The 5,644-nt window shown below is 68.5% G+C and carries 5 protein-coding genes; 1 reads left to right on the top strand and 4 read right to left on the bottom strand.

Features of this window, described 5'->3' with window-relative positions; translation table 11 throughout:
• From AC3XYG_RS11930 to AC3XYG_RS11920, 3 genes are all read right to left on the bottom strand, one after another.
• Positions 1-284 (bottom strand): hypothetical protein (locus tag AC3XYG_RS11930; RefSeq protein ID WP_489140052.1); only part of this gene is annotated, 284 nt, incomplete at its 3' end.
• Between the two features lie 220 nt (positions 285-504).
• Positions 505-1,752 carry a glycerate kinase type-2 family protein gene (locus tag AC3XYG_RS11925; RefSeq protein ID WP_489140051.1) on the bottom strand — a complete coding sequence of 416 codons (1,248 nt, stop codon included), beginning with the start codon at positions 1,750-1,752 and terminating at the stop codon, positions 505-507.
• A 257-nt stretch (positions 1,753-2,009) separates the two neighbouring features.
• Positions 2,010-3,098, bottom strand: coding sequence for a hypothetical protein (locus AC3XYG_RS11920; RefSeq protein WP_489140050.1), 1,089 nt, complete (start codon positions 3,096-3,098; stop codon positions 2,010-2,012).
• A gap of 171 nt (positions 3,099-3,269) precedes the next feature.
• Here AC3XYG_RS11920 and AC3XYG_RS11915 point away from each other — a divergent pair, with 171 nt between their 5' ends.
• Entirely contained in the window at positions 3,270-4,328 is a 1,059-nt protein-coding gene (locus AC3XYG_RS11915) for a LacI family DNA-binding transcriptional regulator (protein WP_489140049.1), read from the top strand.
• A gap of 137 nt (positions 4,329-4,465) precedes the next feature.
• Here the strand turns inward: AC3XYG_RS11915 and AC3XYG_RS11910 are convergent, their stop codons facing one another.
• Positions 4,466-5,467: a substrate-binding domain-containing protein gene (locus AC3XYG_RS11910; protein WP_489140048.1), complete on the bottom strand. Its 1,002-nt coding sequence runs from the start codon at positions 5,465-5,467 to the stop codon at positions 4,466-4,468.
• Positions 5,468-5,644: the final 177 nt, after the last annotated feature.

Below are 5,644 nucleotides of genomic sequence, written 5' to 3'. Positions count from 1 at the left end.
ACCACGTAGCGGCCGTCATCGGTGACCAGCGGCAGGCTGGAGATGTTGTTGCCCTGCGTCCCGCCGGTGGCGGTCGAGACCAGGGTGGTGGTGCCGGTCACCGTGTCGCGCACGAACACATCGGCGACACCGTTGCCATCGCCGCCGACCAGGTTGGTCGAGGTGCTCTGGTACACGACATAACGGCCATCGCCGGACATCGTGGCGTTCATCGCGATGTTGTTGGCGCTGTTGCCGCTGCTGTCGACGGAGATGCGGGTGAGCGAACTGGCATTGACGGTCATACTGGAAAACCTCCCCATCGAATCTGCTGGCGACGGCCACCCATGTCGGGAAAACCCCACCGAGAAAATCAGAATGAAAACAGATTTATATGAATAAAATTTAGACGAATTGTAGACGAGCATTCATATTCGGCCCCCCGTGTTCTACACGCTCGGGCCAATCGCGGCAATCCTCCAGCACTTGCCTCAAACCCACCGCATCGGTGACGGGCCGCCGAAGTCACCGCACCAGGATGGCCCGGAAGTCGTTGACGTTGGTCAGGGTCGGACCGGTCACGACCAGGCGGCCGACAGCGGCGAAATAGCTGTAGGCGTCGTTGCCGGCCAGGAAGCTGTCGGCCGACAGGCCCTGGTCGCGCCCGGCGGCGAGCGTGCCAGCATCGATCCAGGCCCCGGCATTGTCCTCCGACCCGTCGATTCCATCGGTATCGCAGGCGATGGCGGCGATACCAGGGTGGCCCTGCAGCTGGACCGCGAGTGCCAGCAGGAATTCGGCATTGCGTCCGCCGCGGCCCTGGCCCCGCACCGTCACCGTGGTCTCACCGCCCGACAGCAGCACGCAGGGCCGTGCCGCCGGCTGGTCGTGCCGCGCCGCCTGTTCGGCGATGCCGGCCATGACCCGGCCGACCTCGCGCGCCTCGCCCTCCAGCGCATCGCCCAGGATCAGGGGCGTCAGGCCGAACTCCCGCGCCTTGGCCGCCGCCGCCTCCAGCGCCATCTGCGGCGTGGCAAGCATGTGCAGCACTTGCCCGGCCGGCAGTTCGGCCGGGGCAGCATTGGCCCGGATCGCCGCCTCCACCCCGGCCGACACCGGGATGTCGTAGCGGCGCAGGATCGCCAGCGCCGTTTCCGGATCGGCGCCGCCGCCGACGGTGGGGCCCGAGCCGATGGTGCCGGGATCGTCGCCGGGCACGTCGGAGATGAGGTAGGTGACCAGCCGTGCCGGAGCAGCAGCGGCGGCGAGGCGCCCGCCCTTGATCGCGGACAGCGCCTTGCGCACCGCGTTCATCTCCTGGATCGGCGCGCCGGAGCGCAGCAGCGCCTTGTTGATCGCCTGCTTGTCGGCCAGGGTCAGCCCCTCGGCCGGCAGCGACAGCAGCGCCGAGGCGCCGCCGGAAATCAGGCAGACGACGAGATCATCGGGCCCGGCCGTGTGGGCGAGGTCGAGGATGCGCTGCGCCGCGGCAGCACCGGCGGCGTCGGGCACCGGGTGGGAGGCCTCGACCACCTCGATCCGGTCGGTCGGCGTACCGTGGCCGTAGCGGGTGACCACTAGGCCTTCGCAGGGATGCGGCCACAGCGTCTCGAACGCCCGCGCCATCCGCGCAGCCCCCTTGCCGGCGCCGAGCACGATGGTCCGGCCCTTCGGCGCCTCCGGCAGCAGGCGGGCCATCCCGGTCTCGGGATAGGCGACGTCGAGCGCCGCCTGGAACAGGGCCTCGAGGATGGCGCGATCGGACGCAGACATGGACACTCTTTCCCTACGACATCGGCCGGTGATCGGCCCGGCCATCGAAGGCGAGGACAGGCCAGGGTTCAAGCCCGAACTGGATGGAAGCTGTTCCATCCTGCGAGAAAAATGTGGGCAACCATATTCGGCGCCGGGCTGTCAGCCGTCCCCCACACTGTCATGCCCGGACTTGATCCGGGCATCCAGGACTGTCGACATCCTCTGGATTGCCGGGTCAAGTCCGGCAATGACAGGAAAGAAGGGTGCTCGGCCCACTACAACCCTATGCGGCCGGCCTCGAACGGCAGCGCGACCGCGGGACCGCCGGCGACGCGAAGCACGAGCCCGCCGCCACCGAGGCCGATGGACTCGACCCGGTCCCAGCCCGGCTCGGCCGGGATCGCACCGAAGGCATAGGTGATCTCGACCCGGCCTTCAGGCTGCAGCGCGATCGCCGTCGGGTAGCCCTCCGCGGTCAGCGGGTTCGGCGCGGTCGAGGCGCGATGGCCGAGATGCAGCCAGGTGCAGCCCTCCTCGATGCCGAGGACATGGTGGTGCCGGCTGGAGAAGGGCGGGTAGTCGCGGCCGCCATTGCTCATCCACAGCAGCGTGTGCGGCAGGCGGCGCGGATCCTTCAGGCCAAAGAACAGGAAGCCGTCCTGCGCCGCCAGCGCCGCGGACCAGCCCAGTGCCGTGCCGGGGGCCTCGGCCAGCAGCACGATGTCCTCATGCCGCTCGGCGAAGGGATAGTGCGAGGCGTCGATCGTACGGCCATCGGCGAGGCGCAGGGCGCCGAGCCCGGCAATGCGCTGGGGATAGGCCAGGATCGACCGGCCGCGCGCCGGGTCCGGCTCCATCGGCGTCGGCGGAGTGATGCCGAAGGCCTTGTCGGAGAAGCTGAGGGCGGCGCCGCCCGGCGCCCGGATCATGGCGTGGTGCGCCATCGGCAGCGCCCCGCTGCCGCCCTCGAACACATGGCGCTGATAGACGATCGGCTGGCCGCGGTGCAGCGTCACCGTCTTGCGCACGGTGGCGCCGAACACCTTCTGCTGCAGGGTGAAGCGCGCGGTGACGCCGGCCGCATCCTCGTCGATGCCGTCGAGATCCCACTGCCCATTGGCGGTCCAGCCATGGCCCGGCGCGCCGTCCAGGTCGCTGTCGGCGAAGGGGGCGCAGAAGAAGTCGCCGGCCAGGTTGCGCAGGCCCACCGGCACGTCGTCGGGCAGCACCTCGCCGCTGTCGACCCAGGGCGCGCGGTGCAGCGGCCGGATCTCCCGCCCGTTCCAGCGGATCGCCACATCGTGCAACTGCCCACCCGCCGGGTTGAACTGCACCCGCACGGCATCGACCGCGAATTCGATCATCGTCCCGTCACTTCCCTATCGGCACCCGGCAACCCGTATCGTTTGGTAGCATCAACCCCGGGCGCAGGCGAGCGGTGTAAACGTCATCATTTTATCGCCCATGACAGCCTGCCCTTGCCCTGGCAGCGGGTTCCGGGTTTCATGATTTTTCAGGATATCACTGGCATTTTCATGGCCGATCGCCCGAAGGCACCTGTTGTGAACGTTTTCCCGATGCGCCGGCCGACGATCCGCGACGTGGCGGCGCGGGCTGCGGTGTCGATCGGCACGGTGTCGCGCGTCGCCGGCGGCAGCGCCCGGGTGGCCGAAGCGACGCGGGCGCGGGTGCTGGCGGCGATGGCCGAGACCGGCTACCAGCCCAACGCCGCCGCCCGCACCATGCGCACCAGCCGCACCCGCACGATCGGTTTCCTGATCCCCGACATGGCCAACCAGGTGTTCTCCCGCGTCGCGATCGGGGCGGAGCCGGTGCTGTCCGACGCCGGCTACATGCTGTTCGCCTTCTCCTCCAACCGCTCGCCGGTCCGCGAGCTCGCCTTCCTCGAGGCGGCGCAGCAGCGTCAGATGGACGGGCTGATCGTCACCCTGGCGGACGAGACCCATGGGCCGGTGATCGAAAAGCTGGGCCGGATTGGCGTGCCGCTGGTGATCCTGGACCGCGACGTGACCGTGGCCGCCGACGTGGTCTACAGCGACCATGCCCGGCCGATCGAGACCCTGGTGCGGCAGATGGCGGCGCAGGGCCACAAGCGGATCGCGCTGATCACCGCTTCGGAGAAGATCCGCCCCGGCCGGGCCCGGGCCGACGCCTTCCGCAAGGCCATCGCCGCCGCCGGCCTGACGGCCGACGAGGGGCTGATCCGGTCGCGGGCCCAGACCGCCGAGTACGGTGCCTCGGAGGCGCATGACCTGCTGACCGGGCCGAAGCCGCCGACCGCGCTGATCGCTGGCGGCAACGAGATCTTCCAGGGCGTGCTGCGCGCGATCAGGCTGCTCGGCCTGGCCATTCCCGGCGACCTGTCGCTGGCCGGCGCCGACGACCGGGTGCTGGCCGAACTGGTCGACCCGCCGATCACGGTGATCGACCGCGACATGGCGGAGGTCGGCGCCACCGCCGCCCGGCTGCTGCTGGAGCGGCTGGCCGGCCTCGACGTCCCGCCGCGCCGGGTGCTGCTGGGCAGCAGCGTGGTGCTGCACGGCTCGATCGGCCGGCCGAAGGGAAAGCGGTAGGCGCCCATTCCCCCTCTCTCCTGTCATGCCCGGGCTTGACCCGGGCATCCAGAGACTGTCGAGACCCTCTGGATTGCCGGATCAAGTCCGGCAATGACAGACAAGAGGAACGGAACTGACCGTACCCAGCAGACCGCTCAGAAGTTGAACTGGCCGATGTTGGTCTTGTCGAAGGTGGTCGGCTGGGCCTGGGTCAGGATCTGGTTGTTGTCGCCGATCTTGATCGTGCCGAGCTTCGGCACCTCGAAGCTGCCGCCCGCCTTCAGCTCGATCTTGCCGCCCACGACGCCGACCGCGAGATGCGAGGCCAGCCAGCCTTCATTGTACGGGCTCCACAGCTGGAACGCCGTGACCGTGCCGTTCTCGACGAAGCGGCGCATCTGGTTCGGGGTGCCGAGGCCGGTGACATGGACCTTGGCGGCCTTGCCCGCCGTCTCGACCACCTGGGCCGCGGCGGCAACACCGACCGTGGTCGGCGAGATGATGCCGGCGAGGTTGGGGTAGTTGGCCAGCAGGGCCTCGGTCTCGGTGGTGCTCTTCTGCGGGTCGTCATCGCCATAGGCGGTGGTGACCAGCTTCATGTCCTTGTATTTGGCGTTGGTCTCCAGCGCCTTCTTCATGTCGGCGATCCAGACATTCTGGTCCGGCGCGTCTGTCGTGGCGGACAGGATCGCGACCTCGCCCTTATAGCCGATCATCGAGCCCATCAGCTCGACCTGGGCGCTGCCGGTCTGGGTGAAGTCGACCGGCAGGATGGCGGCGTCGCGATGCGCCTCGTTGCCCGGCACGTCGGAGTTGACGACGATGATCTTGACCCCGCGCGACCGCGCCCGGTCGAAGATCTGGTTCAGCGCATCCGGGCTGTTCGGCGAGATCGCGATGACGTTGACGCCGCGCTGGATCTGAGCGGTGACGAACGGGATCTGCGAGGTCGCCTCGGGCGTTGCCGGGGCCACGGTGGTGAATTCGCAGCCCAGCTCCTTGCAGCCGTCTTCGAAGCCCTTGATGATGCTGTCGAAATAGGGGTTTCCGGTGTTCTTCGGGATATCAACGATCTTTACCGGATCGGCCGCCAGGGCGGTGCCGGCGACCACGCTGGCGTCGACGGCCAGGACGGTGAGCAATGTCTTCCGGGGCATGGTGTTCCTCCTTGTTTTAGCGATTTGGGTTTTGACGGTTCGTTGTGGGGTCAGCGCCGCCGGGTCGCGTAGATCGCGTTGGAGGCGATGATCGACAGGATCAGGAGCAGGCCGAGCACGGTCAGCTGCGCCTCGATCGCGATGTTGGCCACGGTCATGCCGGTCTGGATGATCACC

This window comes from Inquilinus sp. (assembly GCF_057815775.1).
This window is presented reverse-complemented; position numbering and strand designations above follow the sequence as displayed.

Coding starts and splice junctions, on each gene's coding strand:
- AC3XYG_RS11925 (WP_489140051.1), bottom strand. CDS start 1,752: ATGTCTGCGTCCGATCGCGCCATCCTCGAGGCCCTGTTCCAGGCGGCG.
- AC3XYG_RS11915 (WP_489140049.1), top strand. CDS start 3,270: ATGGCCGATCGCCCGAAGGCACCTGTTGTGAACGTTTTCCCGATGCGC.
- AC3XYG_RS11910 (WP_489140048.1), bottom strand. CDS start 5,467: ATGCCCCGGAAGACATTGCTCACCGTCCTGGCCGTCGACGCCAGCGTG.
- AC3XYG_RS11920 (WP_489140050.1), bottom strand. CDS start 3,098: ATGATCGAATTCGCGGTCGATGCCGTGCGGGTGCAGTTCAACCCGGCG.